Annotated in this window: 15 protein-coding genes; 13 read left to right on the top strand and 2 right to left on the bottom strand. The window is 37.7% G+C overall.

Going from position 1 to position 13,224, the window contains the following annotated elements:
* Positions 1–72: 72 nt before the first annotated feature.
* Both ENLAB_RS16600 and ENLAB_RS16595 read right to left on the bottom strand, forming a co-directional pair.
* Positions 73–1,017 (bottom strand): helix-turn-helix domain-containing protein, encoded by a 945-nt coding sequence (locus ENLAB_RS16600; protein ID WP_244353533.1) that lies wholly within the window; start codon positions 1,015–1,017, stop codon positions 73–75.
* Between the two features lie 216 nt (positions 1,018–1,233).
* Positions 1,234–1,494 (bottom strand): helix-turn-helix domain-containing protein, encoded by a 261-nt coding sequence (locus tag ENLAB_RS16595; protein ID WP_142960387.1) that lies wholly within the window; start codon positions 1,492–1,494, stop codon positions 1,234–1,236.
* A gap of 569 nt (positions 1,495–2,063) precedes the next feature.
* On the opposite strand from ENLAB_RS16595, the gene ENLAB_RS16590 reads away from it, so the two are divergent.
* The 13 genes from ENLAB_RS16590 (at position 2,064) to ENLAB_RS16530 (ending at position 13,163) form a co-directional block, all read left to right on the top strand.
* Positions 2,064–2,465 carry a hypothetical protein gene (locus ENLAB_RS16590; RefSeq protein ID WP_054115557.1) on the top strand — a complete coding sequence of 134 codons (402 nt, stop codon included), beginning with the start codon at positions 2,064–2,066 and terminating at the stop codon, positions 2,463–2,465.
* Between the two features lie 658 nt (positions 2,466–3,123).
* Positions 3,124–3,489 carry a hypothetical protein gene (locus ENLAB_RS16585; protein WP_244353532.1) on the top strand — a complete coding sequence of 122 codons (366 nt, stop codon included), beginning with the start codon at positions 3,124–3,126 and terminating at the stop codon, positions 3,487–3,489.
* Between the two features lie 3 nt (positions 3,490–3,492).
* Complete coding sequence (locus ENLAB_RS16580) at positions 3,493–3,885, top strand: hypothetical protein (protein WP_244353531.1); 393 nt, start codon at positions 3,493–3,495, stop codon at positions 3,883–3,885.
* A 55-nt stretch (positions 3,886–3,940) separates the two neighbouring features.
* A complete protein-coding gene (locus tag ENLAB_RS16575; protein WP_244353529.1) occupies positions 3,941–4,315 on the top strand; it encodes a hypothetical protein in 375 nt (124 codons plus the stop codon).
* Positions 4,316–4,574: 259 nt separating this feature from the next.
* Positions 4,575–5,003 carry a hypothetical protein gene (locus ENLAB_RS16570; RefSeq protein ID WP_244353527.1) on the top strand — a complete coding sequence of 143 codons (429 nt, stop codon included), beginning with the start codon at positions 4,575–4,577 and terminating at the stop codon, positions 5,001–5,003.
* 92 nt (positions 5,004–5,095) lie between these two features.
* Positions 5,096–8,722, top strand: a complete 3,627-nt coding sequence (locus ENLAB_RS16565; protein WP_244353525.1) for an MSCRAMM family protein — start codon at positions 5,096–5,098, stop codon at positions 8,720–8,722.
* A 13-nt stretch (positions 8,723–8,735) separates the two neighbouring features.
* A complete protein-coding gene (locus tag ENLAB_RS16560; RefSeq protein ID WP_148844165.1) occupies positions 8,736–9,056 on the top strand; it encodes a hypothetical protein in 321 nt (106 codons plus the stop codon).
* Between the two features lie 51 nt (positions 9,057–9,107).
* Positions 9,108–9,269: a hypothetical protein gene (locus tag ENLAB_RS16555; RefSeq protein WP_016612359.1), complete on the top strand. Its 162-nt coding sequence runs from the start codon at positions 9,108–9,110 to the stop codon at positions 9,267–9,269.
* A gap of 66 nt (positions 9,270–9,335) precedes the next feature.
* The gene (locus tag ENLAB_RS16550; protein ID WP_244353523.1) at positions 9,336–9,722 is read left to right on the top strand and encodes a pXO2-26 family protein; all 387 of its coding nucleotides are present in this window, start codon (positions 9,336–9,338) and stop codon (positions 9,720–9,722) included.
* A 4-nt stretch (positions 9,723–9,726) separates the two neighbouring features.
* Entirely contained in the window at positions 9,727–11,190 is a 1,464-nt protein-coding gene (locus tag ENLAB_RS16545; RefSeq protein WP_159161558.1) for a CpaF/VirB11 family protein, read from the top strand.
* On the top strand, positions 11,159–12,016 hold the full coding sequence (locus ENLAB_RS16540; RefSeq protein ID WP_244353522.1) for a type II secretion system F family protein: 858 nt from the start codon (positions 11,159–11,161) through the stop codon (positions 12,014–12,016). Before ENLAB_RS16545 ends, ENLAB_RS16540 begins: the two co-directional genes overlap by 32 nt.
* Positions 12,013–12,777 (top strand): hypothetical protein, encoded by a 765-nt coding sequence (locus ENLAB_RS16535; protein ID WP_010749180.1) that lies wholly within the window; start codon positions 12,013–12,015, stop codon positions 12,775–12,777. The genes ENLAB_RS16540 and ENLAB_RS16535 overlap by 4 nt, the downstream gene beginning before the upstream one ends.
* Before the next feature lie 17 nt (positions 12,778–12,794).
* Positions 12,795–13,163 carry a hypothetical protein gene (locus ENLAB_RS16530; protein WP_244353521.1) on the top strand — a complete coding sequence of 123 codons (369 nt, stop codon included), beginning with the start codon at positions 12,795–12,797 and terminating at the stop codon, positions 13,161–13,163.
* The last annotated feature ends 61 nt before the right edge of the window (positions 13,164–13,224 follow it).

Here is a 13,224-nt window from a genome sequence, read left to right as displayed (position 1 = left end):
TGATTTGGGAAAATAGGAAACTTCAGTTTTAAATATATAAAAAAAGCCCAGCAAAGAATACTAGGATTTTTCTTATGGTTTTAAAATGTATACAGGTGGAATATGAATATTGTTTGGACGATCACCGTTTCTGTCAGATAGACGTTGGAAACCGCCATGTAGCCCTTCTACCAAACGACTTGAGGGTAATAAGTTGCGCCAATTAGTAACAATTTGATTCAATTTGTTTAGCTTATTTTGTTTTTCATTGTTTTGATTTTCGGTGTAGATGGCTAGAACATTCTCTAAGTATTGGGCCCAAATTTTCAGTTCAATGGAGTCAACATGGTCTGCTGTAGCTATTAATTTATTTAAAGGCTGCTTGGCTTCTTCAAAATAACCTAAATCCATTAAGCAATCGGATAGGTTTCCTAAGCAGATTGGATAATACTTTTTGTAGAAATGATTAAATGAGTCCATAACATTGAAGTCGACGTCTATCAATTTTTGACTGACAATCTGAAGCTGATCCATTGATAGCAGAGTCATAAAATCTGCGAAGAATTGAAGATCGTAAGAAGTCAGATGATTTGTGACTAAGATTTGATTCATCAATGCCTGGACTTCAAGAATATCTATTTTAGGTATTTGTCTTGTATCTTTTGCAAAATACTTTTCTAGCAACAATCGCATTCTGCTTAGCATTAGACTGTTTTTTTGATTTTTTATCAGGTCTTCGTATAGGATAATTGCTTCAGCTATATCATGTGTATCAGTGACGATATTGTATCGCTTGAAAAGATTTTTGTATTCATGATTTTCACTTCGATAATAGAGATCCAAGATATCTTCAATCCTAGCATTCAATTTTTTTGCTAAAGGAATAAGCATATATAGCGGAAATTCTCTTTCGCCTTTTTTTATTCTTGCATACGAGCTTTCACTAAGAATAGTATTTACTAATTCTTTTTGGGATATTCCACGACTTTTTCTTAAATCTTCAATTATTTCCACTAAAATGATAGACTTCTCATCCACAGCTCATTAAACCTCCATAAGAAATTGCCAATTTAGCAATTATCAACTTTCTTGTTGTAAATATTTTATCAAGTGGTAGTATTTGACTTGTAAATTTACACAATTAAAGTATCGGAGGAAAACAGCATGAGTTTAGACTTAATCCTATTTTTATTAACTGGTTCGACTAGTGTTCAAACACGAGATGTACAAATTGGTACACGCTAGAATATTTTTTTAATCGTCAAATGGTGGGAATTGATCAATGTCTTCTAACAATTCTTTAGGTGAAATATTTAAGCCGGCACAAATTTTCAAATAAACTTTTAAGCTGACTTTGGTTCTTTTCCCGTTCTCTATAAAACTAATATGGTTATCTGCCACACCAGATCTTGAAGATAGCTCTAAAACAGTTAACTTTCGCTCTTTTCTAGCTTGTTTGAGTTTCTTAGCAATATTTTGAATAATTTGATCATATTGATCTTCAGATAGTTGCATTTAAATCACCTCTGCCATTGATTTTAAAGGTTTTATAAAAGTAATCATTGGCGAAATGGTAAATAAATGATATAATTAGTTTAGAAAAGTAATTGCAAAATAATTTTTGATATGCTATGTTTTACACATAAAAATAAAACAATATTTTTGTTTGACATACTTGTACGAAGCCAAACAAAAAGGAGCCCCCGAAGTAAATCTCGTCACTGCAAGAGCGCCAACTCATGCAGGAGTCATTGATAAACCTCGGTTTCCAATCAAGTGCTGATACCACCTGAACGGATTGAGCTCCTTTGCGTCGTAGCTTCTCTACAACGATGTAATTATAACAGATAATGATTGTAGAAAGAAACTTCTGATTCAATGTATTATTGAAAAATGTATGTTTGATCTTTAGTTTCTTCTACAGTTGATCTAGGTGAATGATAGGCCAAATCATCATTTTTGACGCCATCTGTTATTTTCGTTGAAGAGACTGCGATTCTTAGGAGGTAAATTCATGTTCTCGTGAATTTACCTCCTTTTTGTTTGCTTTTATGTAAGTATGATCTAGGAAATGAGGAATGACAATGACAAAAGGGTTAGCAGTATACGTTAAAGATCTAGCAAGAATCAAAACAACGGTACAACTATTTAACACGCAGCATTGGATGATTGAAGGGGAAAACGCCTATCGCTATACGACTCTTTTTGAAAAAGGGAAACCAAAAAAAATATTTTTCGGGGCTGCCAAAACGGAAACGATCTTTCCACAAATCAAACTTCTTTTTGATCAAAAGGAAAGAGTCATTGCTCAACGGTTAAATTCAAATGGTCGTCTGATAACGACACGGGAAAACAAATATTTCAAAGTCCGGAATCATCGAGCGGAACGAGCGTTAGAAGTGTATGCCTTGATAACTGCGATAGAAGAAAAGGAATACGAAGAAATGATTCAAAATTATTGGTACCAGGAGCGCAAAAGAGCATAAAAGAATTGGAACAAAAAGTAATTAAACATCTTTTGTTTGCTAGTTTCTAGCAAAATCTCTTGATATGAGTTGATAACGAACGAGTATCGAGAACTAATTGAATAAATGAATTGGGTATTAGAACGCCCCTCTAAACTAAACAGCATGGCTACTAAGGGGTTTAGAGTAACCAGGAATACAATGAACTGGTGAGCCAAAAACATTGAAGGATTTGCCAAGACCGCAAGTGTGCGAGCGAATATCCGGCCTTCATAGGAGTTAGATTTCTCCGGTTGTAAAAATCTGCGACTTTTATTTTGTTCTATTTTCGAATCTGGTAAACAAAAGATGTTTAATTGGTTAATAATAAATTTTAAAAAAGGGAGTGGAAGTTATGACGAAGACAAATAAGTTATTGGCAGTTGGAAAGTTTTTCTTGAAGATGATGTTTAAAGTTAGTATGGGATTGCTGAAGGTTGCGGTATTTATCTTCATATTCACTTTCACGTTCGCTGCGATCAATGCTACTTCAACTCCTTTTTCTAACCGTTGACCTTAAAAAAGTGATGGACGGCTGGTCATGAAGGGCAATATTGAAGTTGGCTAATGGAAGAGACTACCAATTAGAAAAGGAAAGGAGAAATAGAAATGGGATTTGATATGCAAGCTTATAACTTGAGTGAAAAAAAATAGATTTGAGAAAGATTCTGAATGTATCGCTAATTTTCATGCGTTCTACTCTGACCCAAATATTGATATATTAACTGAAATGCTCAATATATTGCCTCCTATTAAAGTGGCGGGTATTGATTTAAATGTTGAAGATTATGACGGAATTTGTTCGATAGAATCAATTAAACAAGCAAAGGAAAGCTTTAAGATCGAAATGTGCAAATCTTTTGAGATAAATATTTCTACTGATAATGATGGAAATAGAATATCAGAAATGAGCGATTTAGAATATCCATTCAAAAAAATCAATCTATTTTTTGATGAAATTTTAGAAAACTATAAAAGTATATATATAGGTCTAGACTGGGGGTGAATTATGGAAAAATCTAACTGGATAAAAGAGATAGAAAAAGATTTCAATGTCTCTTTTTTTGGATCCAACTGTGATTCTAACGTTGTATATTTTGAAAATGACAAAAACGTTTTTTGGGTAGTAAAGATTGATATGAACGAAAAGAGTATTTCAGTTTTTAAACCTAGTAAGAAATATAGAAATTTAAAACTAGCTGAAAAAGACGGATTAAAGATTGTAGAAGAATTGATGAAACATACTAATCATTGGAATGATTTAGGGTTAGTTAATCCTTTTCATCTGCTTGATAAAATCAGTGTTAAAAGACAGATAGACAAAATTGATAGATGGATTTTTACAATTGAAAGTCGAGTATCGGAAAATGCTTTTGGTGGAAGTGATTGGGCTGAATTCTAGCTGGAGGTTATTCCACAATCCATCAATATTGTTAAATCAATTAAAGGAGGTCAATATGAGTAGTATTGTCTATATGATAGTAGCCTTTACTATATGTTTATGTGGGCTATATCTATATGGGAAAATGTCCAATTTGGAAGATATTGACCAATACCTATCAAAAGAAAATCAAGAGTCCTTACTAAAAAATTGTTACTATGATCATTCTTTCAAGAAACACACTCTACAGGAAATTGAGATAATGACTCATCGAATCAACGCACAGTTGATGGATCTGAACGAGGATAGGCTAATAATAAGGGCAGAACTATCAAGCAAAATCGATAGTTTGAAGGCTTTGAAACACAAAATTCTTGTTGATAGTTACAATGAAAAATTAGCCGAATTATCGCCAGATCAACGTGCATTAGATGATTGGAATCGGTTTTGACCTTGTTTGAAAGAATTAAAAAAGTCCTCCTAGTTTCCGCTAGAAAGACCAAACAAACTATTATGTCCTTATTTATTATAAGTAAACAAGACAGTAAATCAACTAATTTGGTTTAGCTGTTTAATAGAATAAGAAGAGTAAGCTTGGGAATGGAATCTCAAGCTTTTTTTAATACTCAAGAAGGAGGAAGCGTATGAAAAACGTCTGTCGCAGTCCATAAAGGATAGATAAAAAATGAGTGAAGGGAGGGCAGAAACAGATGGATGCTGAAAAGAAAACCTTGTATTTAACCGTAGGAAAGGAGGTTTCCCTAAGTTTTACAGGAAACGGTGAAGCATTACAGTATATTCGCTTGAGCGTGAATAAGCTGGCAGAAATTATTAATAATGGCTTGGTCGATCGCCAAAGTATTTTTGAAATTGACGAAGTTTCACTGATCACGAAAAGTAATTATAAGACCGTTGTGCAAGTGGTCGCTGGGAAACAAGTATTACACGGTAATACGGATCACGTAGACGTTCTGATCGATAAAGATAAAACAAAACAAAAAGCCGCTGGAAAAGATATTTTCACGAATGGTGACTTTTTATTTATCGTTGATCAAGAAAAACACATATCAAAACAAGAGCTGCATACGCTAAATATAAAGAACTCAAAAAGTTATTTAAACGAAGGAGACCGCCTATGATCTTATATGGCCAAGGAACAAAGAATGCGTAATCGAGCGCCACCGTCCTTTTCGAAAATCCATTTTGAAGGAGAGGATGTGAACAGGTACCAATGAAAAAGAAGCACAAACTCGTCGTTTCGTTTTCAATGATGATCATTTCTCTTCTTGCTATGGCCAACTTTCCTTATGTTTTGGCACAAGAACAAACAGATACCGCTAAAACGGATCAGGAAGTGGCTGCAGTATCGGAAGAGACCTTAAACAAAGAACAGGCATCAACCGTTGTTCAAGGTGCTGATGGCTTACTGTATGTGGTAGCAGACAAATCAGACAAAGAACAGCTGATTTCTTCAGATACGCCGCAGATCGCTGAAAAAACTGAAGGAGATTTTACAGCTGTTGAAGTAGGGATCGATGAAAAGCGTCAGGAAAAAGCGGATCAGGCAGATCAAGAAATCAAAGACTTTGATGAAATCGATCTAAATGATGTTGAATCGCTGCAGTCGGCAGTCAATAGTGAAGATCTTCCATTTATTGAAGAAGATCAAGTCGCTGAAGAATTGTCAAAAGCCAAAGATTTAAAAGAATCCGAACAGATCTTGATGCAGACACGTTTCTTTTATGCTGAAGAGATCCTGAACCAAACGAATAACTTGAATGATGTTCCTTCTATGCTAAAAGAAAGTAAAGTTGCTTTGCTGGCTTCTGTTTCAAAAACAGTCTCTGAAACAACGATCAATCCGCCTTCAGGTTATCCTTGGCTGATGTATATCGTTCGCAGCAACGGCTATTCTTACACAGAAGACCGTGGGATCCGGCGGACGATTGATGGGAAAGATGCGTTTTGTTTACAAGCAGGGGTTACGGCAGCTAAGACGTACACGGATGCCGGTAGCAGCTATTTGAGTACTTCTCAAAAAGAAACGATCACGTCCATTATTAGTGCTTACCGTGAATTAGGCGGTTGGGCAAATAACGACGCTGGGAAGCAACGTTGGATGGCCGCACAAATTCTTGTTTGGGAAAATTCAAATGAAAAACCAAAAAGTATCACCATTACCCCAAATCACAAAGCTGGTGTGACTGACTGGAAAAGCAAAATGACTACACGAGCTGTTCAGATCCGCACACGTCCGCAATGGGACGCAACGTCTAAGACGGTCTATGAAGGAGAAAAAGCAACCTTTACTGTGAAAAAAAGTTGGGGTGATCATAACCTCTATGTAGAATCCGTCAGCGGTGGGGCAAAAGCGACAATTAGTGGCAATAAATTAACCGTCGATACAAATGGATCCACTGCAACAAAAATCACTGTAAATATGGTGAAAGGGTCGAAAACAAACGAAAAATATCCCACTACTGTCTGGGCGAACGGTTCGTATCAAAAACTGGTCACTGGTTCTTTTTATGTTTCAACTTCCGTAACCGTGAATGTGAAGCGAAAAGGGACTGTGGATGTCTTGAAAGTAGATGCAGATACGAAAAAGCCGCTAGCAAATGCTACTTTCCGCTTTACGTATGATGGAAAGACAACAGACGTAAAATCAGGAACGGATGGGAAGGCAAAGCTAGGAGAACGATTAAAGGCTGGGTCAGTAGTCAAAGTGAAAGAAATAACCGCTCCTTCAGGCTACAAGTTAAACGGAACGGAGTTTTCAATCACGGTAGGGGAAAATACGAATGTTTCGAAGACCTGGACAAACGAGCGACTCGCAGGTGCTGTAGAGCTTACCAAAATCGCAGACGTCGATCAAAAGTCGTTAGATGGTGTGGTATTTACACTATACAAATCGGACGGATCCATTTTACAAGATAACCTAAAAACCGACACAAATGGCCAACTGAAAGTAAAGGATCTTTCGCTGGGATCCTATTACTTTAAGGAAAAAACGGCAGCGGTTGGTTTTGAAACAGATAGTAAAAACTACTCGTTTACCATTACTGCAGATGTGACTGAAGCAAAGCCGGTGAAATTAACAATCACCAATCAGTACAAATTAAGTGCTTCAAAGACGGTATCAGACAAGAATGAGACAGGCAAAACCAGCAATACTTGGTCAGCTGCTTCCGATGATTTTCTACAATATGATTTAACGACAAGTACGGTAGAAAAACTAGGGTCTCGTTACTTAGCTGATTTTGTGATAGAAGACCAGTTTCCAGCTGAAACGGTTGCTATTTCTACGGTACAAGTTTTGGTGCAAGGTAGTGATGTGACAGATCAATTTACAATTACCAAAGATCTGACGAACGGGAAAGTGATTGCTACTGCGAAAAGCACCGCACTTACAACTTCTGGATTTTATGGAAAATCATATGATCTACGTACGAAAATGATGCTAAAGCAAGAAGTTCTGACCGCTAAAAACAAAGCAACACTGTCCTTCAGTAAGCAAGGTAGTGTGAAAACAGGAACGAAAACGGCTTCTTCAAACGCTGTTACAACTACTTTACCAGCATTCAAGCTGACAGTGAATCATGTGACAGAAACAGAAAAAGCGCTGCTTAAACAAGTCGTTGAGACCAAATACGATGGGGAGTCGTACGAGTATAAGCCGCTGGATGATCTATTCGACGTGAAAGGCAATCGGTACCGCTCAAAAGTGACTAGAAGCGGGGTCGTTGCTGGCAAAGATCTTGTACTTGAGATCCCGTATTATCTACCGTCTTTAGAGATCAATGCTGAGAAAGTTTCAATATTGACTGGCAAAGCGTCATTGACGGACAACTTGAAGGCGACGATCACTTTTTCAAAGTCAGCGAGTTACGAAGAAGAATTGAAAAACGTTCTTTATCGATTGACTGTAACTGATCAAAAGCAGAAGAAAACTGTCTTAACAAAAGATATTTCACTTAGTTCTTATGCTTCAAGCCTAGTTGTTGATTTGCCTACTGCAGGCTTTACTAAGGGTGAGAAGGTCCCGTATTCTCTTTCCCTTCAGGTACTGAAAAATCCTGACAAAGTAAAGGCTGAAACAGATACGATTGATTTTTCAACATTCGGCTATACAGCTTCAGAAAAAGTCCTCACCAATGCGGATCTGAAAAGCGGTAAGCTTTCCTATGGCGCAGTGAGTCAAACAGAAGCAACGAGAAAAACCAAAGCGTATGTAGAAAAGAAAGAGACCTTTCAATTTGATTTTGAAGAACAGCGTTCGTCAAAAACGGGCTATGGACTACCAATCACATTAGAACCGATCTACAGCAGTGAGATCCAAGATACGCCATTACTTTCGTTTACGCTTTCTTCTCCAACGAAGCTAGTCGATACCTATTTAGATCTTCAGTATGTCGAATCAAAAGGGAACATTCAAATCCCGTTAGATCGTACGGTCAATCAAGTAGCGAAACAAACGACTGCCGCAATTACTTCTACAAAATTTGAGTTTCCTCAAATAAGCGTAGAGGAGAAGACGGGTGCATTGTATACGCAAGAACAAGTAAAAAATCCAACAAAAAAAATACCAAACAAATTACTTGATGGGGGAAGAAAGTTTTATTTGCCGATTTGGGCAGAAAAAGGGGACTACAATCTGACGCTGCAATCGAATGTGATTGGCCGTAACTTTATTCAAGTATCGATGAACCAAACGCTTTCGGTCTACGCAAACATGTATGCGACGATTGATAGTAAAACAAAGAAAGAAGATGAATTGTTACTCACGCCGGTTTATCCTGATACGACTGTGCCAAAAGGATGGTCAAAAGCAGAGATCACGTGGTTAAGAGGAAAGTAAGGAGTTGGGCAATATGTATGGTTCAGCCGTTTTTGATGTACGATCGGAATTAAAACAGTCCAGGCACCTATTGCGAAAAGTAGTTTTTAGCAGTTTAGGGATCCTGGTCTTTTTCTTTCTCTTTAAGCAGTTGATCGGGATCCCGTTCAATTACTTGAATCAGATCAGTTCTTCGTTTTTAAACTTTGGTTCTGGAAGCAGCAATGTTTCCGGTTCGCTGACCTCAGCGATTCAACAAAATCAATTTGTTCAGGCAGTTATGGTATTCGTTACTGGGATCTTGGCAGTCTGCACCAAATTTTTTGATGAAATCAAACAACTGTTTTTCAAATAACGATCGGCTTTAATATCCGGTTTATATTTCTACTGAAGGGAGGTGACATTCATGGATACAGTTCAAAATCATTCTCACACATTGATGAACGTTGCTATTGCAGTAGGTTTAGTTGCAATCGTCGGCGGTGTTGTTTTCAAGTTTTTCCCTGATTTCACAACACAAATGCTAGCTAAAATCACTTCTTACGTTTCAACATTGCCAACAAAATAATGGTTAAAAGATAATTGGAGAAGACAATCTTTGCCTTCTCCTTTTTCTTGGTTAGGAGAGGGAGGAATGACACATTATTGGCGACAGATCACGGTTATGATCGTGGGGGCACTTTTTATGATTCTAATTGCGTGGTTTTTTATCGGAAATGCCAAGAAAGATACCGAAGCATTTAACATTACTGAAGCTTTAAGAACAGCTGCAATCAGTAACAAAGATGATTCTGCACGCATTCAGCCTGGCGCTTTTTATTTGGATCAAGTCAGCTTTGAAAAAGAGTTCGAACAGACGATCAAGAAGCAGCCATTCTACGCAAAGAAAACAGTAAAAGTGACGTTCAACTACTTAAAAGAAGCAGATAACAAAGGAATCAAAGGCATTCGTGCCTATGTAGAGTCCGATGGATCCATTGACGAAGCCACATGCATTTTAAGTACGCCGGAAGGAGGGTAAATCAATGGTTGTAATTAGAGAAAAAAAGGCCATTTTTAAAGATGAAAAAGACGTGTTAAGAAATGTAAGGAATATCGTGACGACCAATCAATTCCGACATATACCGTCAGTTACTGAAGAAGAGCGAGACGATTATTTGGAAAAATTAGTTGAAGATAGTCGAGTCGAAGTGATTCGAGACGATTTAGTTGAGCACTATCCGGATGAAGTAATGCGTGCCTTCACGTCTAAAGCTTCTCGTGAAAAGCTCACTAAATTAGTTCAAGAAGAGCAGCGATTTGGAAAAGATGATGAAGGACAAAAAAAAGCGGCCTATGTCGTCAATGAAATCGTCGGTTTTGAATTTATCGATCGTTTACTTTTGCATGACGAGTCAATCACGGATATCGGATGGAACAGTACGTTTCTAACCGTCGAAAGTGCGGATCAACTACGAATTTATACGGCAGAACAATTACAGTTGACCGATCCTGAAAAAACGGTATTTCGAATCGTAAAGAAGTTCGCGGATGCTGTAGGAAAGCCATTTACTCGAAATGATCCTATCTTGGATAGTGTATCAGGAAATTTACGATTAAATGCTATGCATCAAGTGATCAGTCCAACTGGAACAACGATGTCCTTACGGGTAAGTCGACCAGGTCTAGCGTTGACCGAAGAAACGTTTGTCGATTTTGCGCCATCTTTTGTTTTGGAGTTTCTAAAAATAATCATGAAGGCTGGATCAATGAGCGTGATCGGTGGGGAGACTGGTTCTGGGAAAACGGAATTGATCAAAATGATGTTATCATTTGTGCCAAAAAAAGACCGTATCTTTATGATTGAGGATGTTCCTGAAACAAGAATCAAGGAACTTTTGCCAGATCATGATATTTTTTCTCTCGTTACAGGAAATATCGTGACGATTTCAGATCTGGTTCAAGCTGCTTTACGGAATTACCCTAAATGGATCGTTCCCTCAGAGACACGTGGTTCTGAAGCTTATGAAATGATCCAAGCTGCACGGACAAACCATTCAGGATTGACGTCGATTCACTCAACGAATTGTCGAGCGCATCCTCGAAGGTTAGTCACCATGTCTAGTATGGGGTATAAAATTAATGAAGAAGCGGTCACTGAAGATATCCTTACTTTCTTCGACTTTGGATTTCAGATCAAAACTGCTTATATCGAGATCGATTCGGAAAATCTTATTTTCAAAAAAATTCGATATTTGTCAGAAATCGTAGAGTATTCAGTAAAAGATACGGCCACTACTTTGTTTAAACAAGTATTAAACAATGGTCAGTTCTACGTTACTACGGGTCAGTTGTCTGATCAGTACAAGGAAAAGCTAGCAGAACGCTTCTTATCCTTTGATTTTCCTGAAATGACCAATGAAAAGATTAATAAATCGGAAGAGCTTGAACAGATTCTTCAAAAGGCGGTGGCTGAGTTTGCGAATCAATCAACTTCAGACGGAAGCTAAGAACCGTGTGAATCTTGAAGAATTACATGCTTTAAACAGTGCTTACGGGCAGCGATTAAAGCAAAAAGAGATCATTCAACTTGTCGGACTCCCAGCTGTATTCTTAGGCGTTTTTTCATTGATTCTGACGTATATTTGGTGGGTCGTTGTCGGGTGTACAGTGATTGGTGCCATTTACGGCTATCGGTTTATTTTGCCAAAGGTCGTGAATCGGAGGTATCAGATGCAGTCATTGGAGGCCAGAAACAAATTTCTTTTGAATCTCACACAAGTGACGATGGACAATGATTTAACTGTTCTTCAGTCTTTGGCCTATGTGATCGATGAAACAGAAGGAGAACTTTCTGAAGATCTTCGAAGCTTGTATGCCGCTCTTGGTGTAGGTTCTGATCCGGAAAGGGTCTCTTATTTATTGAATAACCTATCTGAAAAGTACCATGATGATGCGATTTTTGGTCAGTATTTGGAACAGCTTGACACGATTATTCAAGAAGGGAAAAACAATACGGATTCGTTGCAATATCTAACAGAACACCATAGTAAAATGTTAGAAAAAGTCGATTTGTTTCTAAAGAAGAAGAATGAAATGTTAAGCGGTGTGCAGACACTCCTTATTTTAATGGGGGCTATTATTTTGCTATTTCATGGGGTTTCTTTCTTCATGAACGGTGATTTTGCGCAATACATGGACGGCTATGCCCACCATCCAATCGGCTATGTCAGTTCAGCCATTTGTCTTACTTCGCTTAGTATGATCTTAAATAGCTTTTTCAAACAGTATTTTGATGATTCTGTCACGGAATTGGGGGTGCGAACCAAAAAATGAATCTCGTTATTCGAAACAAAACTACAGAACATAGTGAGAATCGACCATTCTTTTCTCGCTTGCTTCCGGATCTTGTTTATGAAGATCTCTTAGAAATGAATAATACCAAAGAAAATATTGAAAAGTGGTCAAAAAAGAATGCTCGAAACTTTGGTATCTGCTTTTCTTTTTTTATTGCTCTTGGGTTGTTATTAAGTTTGTATCTGATTCCAATCGGTTTCGTGGTCAGTGTGTTGGTCTACCTTAACACGATCAAATCAGTAAAAATCGTGTATCAGCAATTTCGATTTGAACGCCAAATTCAATTTTCGAAATTTTCACGGCTACTTGTCCCTGTATTAAAACAAACAAGAGGGGGGATCAATCTTCGCTCTGTTTTTGAGCGAATCGTTCCAAGGATGCCACATGAAATCGATAAGAAGATCTTACAACGGCTCATGTTAGATATGAGTCGAAATCCAAGCAGTTTCGATCCGTTTAAGATGTTCGCCAAACAAATGTCTGGAACAGACAGCAGCCGGTTATTTATGGTTACTTTGGCACGTTTGGCACAAGGATCAGCGAATTTGCAAGTGATCGATCAGCTTTCTAGGATCACCAGCGAAGAAATGATGGCTGGTATTGAACAAATTATCCACTTTAAGATTAGTCGGTTTTCCGGTCTATACATGAAGCTAGTAGGAGCGATTTTGGTCTTTGTTCTTGGTGCTTCTATTGCGATCATTCCTTTCCAACTTGGAAAAGTCTATGTTTATCTCTAAAGAAAGGAGCATAAATTATGGATGTAGAAGATAGTCAGGGAGAAGTTTTCAGCGTGTTGTTTTACTGTTTGACTGTACTCGCCTTTTTGAGCGTCGTCGTTTTCGGCTATCAGCTTCAAACGATCACTACTTATCGGCAACAAGTCAATTATCAGATTGAGCGAAAAGGTGGTCTGACAGCTGAAGCAGTTTCAGAGCTCAAAGATTACTCAAATAAACAATTTCACGGCTGGTATACGGTCGAAAGTCCTTCACTAGGGAAAAAGGCTGCGTTTGGAGATACGGTGGCTTATACGATCAAAGCGACCTATCCAGTTTTATTTCTACCAGACAATATCTCTGTGAAGATAGGAATTGAAGGACAAGCGCCTTCTCAAGTGAGGTGAAGATATGGGAAAAGTATTTTCCAAATTGTTACGGCTCATTTTCAGTTTGGTCGTGGGTGCG

It is taken from the genome of Enterococcus innesii, assembly GCF_022846515.1.
Lineage (GTDB): Bacteria > Bacillota > Bacilli > Lactobacillales > Enterococcaceae > Enterococcus_D > Enterococcus_D innesii.
Note: the sequence above shows the minus strand (reverse complement) of the source record. Positions and strands in the feature narration are given on the sequence as shown.

Excerpts from the sequence above, each read along its gene's own strand:
- ENLAB_RS16590 (WP_054115557.1), top strand. The coding sequence starts at position 2,064 with ATGACAAAAGGGTTAGCAGTATACGTTAAAGATCTAGCAAGAATCAAA.
- ENLAB_RS16550 (WP_244353523.1), top strand. The coding sequence starts at position 9,336 with ATGACACATTATTGGCGACAGATCACGGTTATGATCGTGGGGGCACTT.
- ENLAB_RS16565 (WP_244353525.1), top strand. The coding sequence starts at position 5,096 with ATGAAAAAGAAGCACAAACTCGTCGTTTCGTTTTCAATGATGATCATT.
- ENLAB_RS16580 (WP_244353531.1), top strand. The coding sequence starts at position 3,493 with ATGGAAAAATCTAACTGGATAAAAGAGATAGAAAAAGATTTCAATGTC.
- ENLAB_RS16570 (WP_244353527.1), top strand. The coding sequence starts at position 4,575 with ATGGATGCTGAAAAGAAAACCTTGTATTTAACCGTAGGAAAGGAGGTT.
- ENLAB_RS16595 (WP_142960387.1), bottom strand. The coding sequence starts at position 1,494 with ATGCAACTATCTGAAGATCAATATGATCAAATTATTCAAAATATTGCT.
- ENLAB_RS16535 (WP_010749180.1), top strand. The coding sequence starts at position 12,013 with ATGAATCTCGTTATTCGAAACAAAACTACAGAACATAGTGAGAATCGA.
- ENLAB_RS16545 (WP_159161558.1), top strand. The coding sequence starts at position 9,727 with ATGGTTGTAATTAGAGAAAAAAAGGCCATTTTTAAAGATGAAAAAGAC.
- ENLAB_RS16555 (WP_016612359.1), top strand. The coding sequence starts at position 9,108 with ATGGATACAGTTCAAAATCATTCTCACACATTGATGAACGTTGCTATT.
- ENLAB_RS16560 (WP_148844165.1), top strand. The coding sequence starts at position 8,736 with ATGTATGGTTCAGCCGTTTTTGATGTACGATCGGAATTAAAACAGTCC.
- ENLAB_RS16575 (WP_244353529.1), top strand. The coding sequence starts at position 3,941 with ATGAGTAGTATTGTCTATATGATAGTAGCCTTTACTATATGTTTATGT.
- ENLAB_RS16530 (WP_244353521.1), top strand. The coding sequence starts at position 12,795 with ATGGATGTAGAAGATAGTCAGGGAGAAGTTTTCAGCGTGTTGTTTTAC.